Here is a 3,694-nt window from a genome sequence, read left to right as displayed (position 1 = left end):
GCCGAACTCGCCGAGCGCGCGGCGACGTTGGCGGCCGACGGCACGGCGGAGCGGATCGCCCGGCGGATCGCCACCGGCACCACCGTGCTGGCCGCAGCCGTCGAGGACGGCACGGTCCTGTGCGCGGGCCAGCACAACCCGGTGGGCCCGGTCACCGAGGTGGCCGGGGTGGGCACGCTCCCGTCCGCGCGCCGTCGCGGGCTGGGCCTGGCGGTCACCGCGGCCCTGGTCGAGCACGCCCGGGCGAACGGGGTGCGGACGGTGTTCCTGTCCGCCGCCGACGAGGACGTCGCCCGGATCTACCGCCGGGCCGGCTTCCGCACCTTCGCGACGGCCCTGATCGCGGAGCCCGCCGCCCAGCAGGAGCCTGCCGCCCAGTAGGAGCCCCCCGCCCGGCAGGCGCCTGCCACGCGGCAGGAACCCTCCGCCCGGCAGGAGCCCCCCCGCGTAACAGGCCGCCCACCGGCCCCGGCCCGAAAGGCCCCGGCAGGAACGGAAACGGGAACGGGGACGGCGCCGGTCAGTCGTCGTCCTCGTCCTCCTCGTCCGCCCCGCTGACCTCCTCCCCCTCCGCCTCGTCCACCACCCAGGCCGCGAGCCGCTCGGCGACGCCCGACACCCCGAGCCGCCCCTCGCGGATGGCCCGGGAGAGGCTGCGCACCTCGCGGGCGGTGGTGGCGACGGTGCAGCCGCTGGCGACGAGGTAGGCGTAGGCGACGGCGGTCGCGAAGAGTTCGTTGGTCTTCTCCAGTGCCGGCACCCGGATCAGCTGGTGCATCAGCGCGGCGGCGCGGTCCTGTGGTTCGGGGTAGACCGAGATGTCGAATATCTCGGCCTGGTGGCGGGTGACCGCCGCGAGCAGCGAGCCGTAGTCGGTGACCTGCGGATCACCGGGCGTGTACTGCTCGGCGGTCATGAGCAGCCACGAGAGGTCGACCTCCAGCTTCAACGGCGCACGTCCTGGAGGTCGCCGGGCTCCCCGAACTCGGCGAGGAAGGCCGACTCGTACTCCTTCATGAACTGCGCGGCCGCGTCCACGAAGGCCCGCCCTGACTCGCCCATGTCCTGTTGGACCAGGCGCTCGATGTACTGGTTCATGGAGATCCCCTGCTGCTCCGCCCGTTCCCGGGCCATCTCGGCGGTCGTGGCGTCGACCCGCACGTTCAGCTGCTTCTTACCCATGCCGTTCAAGCTAGCGCTCAAGTGCTAGCACAACAAGGGCGTGCGCACACCGCCCGCACACCTGCCGCACGCCCCCGCGCAACCCGGCCGTCACCGCGGCGCCGGACGGCAGCCACCGGAACGCCGGACGGGCCGCCGGCGAGGCGCCGGAACGCCGGACGGGCCGGGCCCGCGGCTGGCTGCCACGGACCCGGCCCGCGCCGGAAGGGGACGGATCAGAACTGGGTGCTGACGGTCACCCCGCTGAAGTCGCTCTTCGCGTAGAGGCTCACGTAGCGGTAGCCCGCCGTCGGGTTGGTCACCGTGATGCTCTGGGTGGTGCCCGCGTTGGTGGAGGCGGCGGTGTAGGCGCTCGGCGAGGCCCAGGTGCTGTCGCTGTAGTACAGGTACGCGGTGCCGGTGCCCCCGGAGGTGGTGATCTTCAGGGTGCTGGTGCCGGCCGGCAGGTAGACGTACAGGTAGTCCAGGTTGCCGGCGGTGGCCGACAGGTTGGCGCGCGAGCAGTTCTTGCCGAGCGCGTCGGCGCGCGGGTCGGTGCAGGCCGGCGGGGTGGTCGGGCCACCGCCGCCGCCCGTGGTCACGGCGACGGAGGCCGGGGTGCTGGCGGTCCTGCCGGTGTCGTCGGTGACGGTCAGCGCGACGGTGTAGGTACCGGCGGCCGCGTAGGTGTGGGTCGGGTTCTGCTGGTCGGAGGAGCTGCCGTCGCCGAAGGTCCAGTGCCAGGCGGTGAGCCGGCCGGCGCCGGTCTGGACGGACTTGTCGGTCAGCGTGACGGTCGCGCCGGAGACCGACTGGCCGAACAGCGCGGTCGGGCCGGCCGCCAGGCAGGCACCGCCGGCGCAGGTGTCGAGCCAGGCGTCGAAGTCGGCGTCGTAGCGGGTACCGATGCCGTTGTAGACCGCGTAGCCGCCCTGGTAGTCGCCGGTGCGGAAGTGGGCGAGCATGGCGTCGATGTCCGCCGGGTGCTTCTCGAACATGTACCGGACGGCCAGGTAGCCCCACGGGTAGGTGCGCACGGTGTCCGAGTTGCCGTACGTGTTCTGGAAGAGGGTGCTCAGCTTGTAGGTGTGCTTGGCGGCCTCGGCCATCGCCTGGGTGTCGGTGGTGCCGCGGTAGGCGTAGGACTCGTACTCGGCGACGCCCTCGATCCACCAGATGTCCGGGACGGAGATCTCGGTGGAGAAGTTGCCCTTGAGGTCGTAGATGTTGTCCAGGTAGTGGGTGTACTCGTGGTTGAGGTTCCACACGTTGGCGGTGAAGCCGTCGTTCCAGGACTTCTGGTACATCACGCACACGGCCCGGTTGTTCGGGTCGGTCGGGTCCATGACGGTCTGTCCGCCGTTGTCGGTGGAGTTGTTGAAGATCGCCCAGGAGTAGGTCAGGTAGTCCGCCTGGTTGGCGAAGACCGCGAGGGTGAGCTCCTTGTCGTACTGACCGGGGATCGGACCGTTGTCCTTCACCAGCTTGTGGAAGAAGATGTCCTCGCCGCGCAGGCTGGCGCAGACCGCGGCCAGGTCGGCGGGCGACAGGACCTCGGTCTGGATGGTGCGGTTGTCGCACACCAGCTGGTTCGGCAGCACCGCGGCGGTCAGCTTCGCCGGCAGGTCGCAGATGCCGTAGTACGAGCACTGGCCGGGGTCGAAGCTGTTGGCCTGGTAGGCGGTGTGGACGTACAGCGGGCCGGTGGCGCCGGTGATCTGCGCGCCGTCGAGGACCGCCTTGACCTTGCCCTTGACCGCGGCCTCGACCACCGGGCCGTCGCCGGCCATCCGGCCGAGGTCGTTGCCCGCGTTGACGTCCAGGTAGGCGTTGGCCGTGCCGAGCAGGTCCTTGTGGTTCAGCGCGAAGTCGCCGAGGGTGGCGCCGATGCTCGGGTCCGCGCCGACCGCGCTGACGAAGTCGGGGTTCCAGTTGCCCCGCCACAGCGGCGCGGAGAGCACCGCGTTGACCGCCTTGAGCATCTTCGGGAAGGCGTTGTACGAGTTGTCGTACGCCGTCAGCACCTGCTTGTAGACGCCCAGGTAGCTGCCCTGGAGGTTGGCGCTGTCGGTGAGCACCAGCACCTCGTTGAGCACGGCGCCGTTGGCGTCGCTGACGTCGGTGCGGTGCGGGGCGGCGAAGAACGCGTCGAGGGCGGCCTTGGAGCCGCTGGTCAGGGCCGCGCCGTACGGGCCCACCGCGTCCGCGTTGTTCGACTGCACGAACCAGCCGGCCCGCTGGAAGAGCACGAGCTGCAGGATGGCGGTCGAGTTGTCGCCGGTGTAGCCGGCCGCCATGGTCCGGAAGGCGTCGGCGACGGTGAGCATCTTCGATTCCTTGAAGATGCTGCCCGCGTCGGTGCCGGTGACGTTGAACAGCGTGTTGACGCAGTCCGTGGTCGAGCCCTCGATGAAGGAGACCAGGTCGGCGCCGCTGCGGCTGCCGAAGTCGGCCGGGGTGCAGCTCTGCGCGGCGGCCGCTCCGGCGGCGCCGCGGGCGGCGAGGGCCGGCTTGGCCGGGGGCGCCTTCGGCT

Annotated in this window: 4 protein-coding genes; 1 reads left to right on the top strand and 3 read right to left on the bottom strand. The window is 71.2% G+C overall.

Annotated elements, in window-relative coordinates:
- On the top strand, window positions 1-381 hold a 381-nt coding region (locus tag AE652_RS37505), incomplete at its 5' end, for a GNAT family N-acetyltransferase (RefSeq protein WP_049659747.1).
- A gap of 139 nt (window positions 382-520) precedes the next feature.
- On the opposite strand, the gene AE652_RS37500 is transcribed toward AE652_RS37505, so the two are convergent.
- The 3 genes from AE652_RS37500 to AE652_RS37490 all read right to left on the bottom strand — a co-directional run.
- A complete protein-coding gene (locus AE652_RS37500; protein WP_049659745.1) occupies window positions 521-949 on the bottom strand; it encodes a hypothetical protein in 429 nt (142 codons plus the stop codon).
- Window positions 946-1,182: a toxin-antitoxin system HicB family antitoxin gene (locus AE652_RS37495; protein ID WP_049659744.1), complete on the bottom strand. Its 237-nt coding sequence runs from the start codon at window positions 1,180-1,182 to the stop codon at window positions 946-948. The genes AE652_RS37500 and AE652_RS37495 overlap by 4 nt, the downstream gene beginning before the upstream one ends.
- A gap of 215 nt (window positions 1,183-1,397) precedes the next feature.
- Window positions 1,398-3,694, bottom strand: a 2,297-nt coding sequence (locus AE652_RS37490) for a collagenase (protein ID WP_049659742.1), incomplete at its 5' end; no start/stop codon positions are given.

It is taken from the genome of Kitasatospora sp. MY 5-36, assembly GCF_001182915.1.
GTDB lineage: Bacteria > Actinomycetota > Actinomycetes > Streptomycetales > Streptomycetaceae > Kitasatospora.
This window is presented reverse-complemented; position numbering and strand designations above follow the sequence as displayed.

Coding starts and splice junctions, on each gene's coding strand:
- AE652_RS37495 (WP_049659744.1), bottom strand. CDS start 1,182: ATGGGTAAGAAGCAGCTGAACGTGCGGGTCGACGCCACGACCGCCGAG.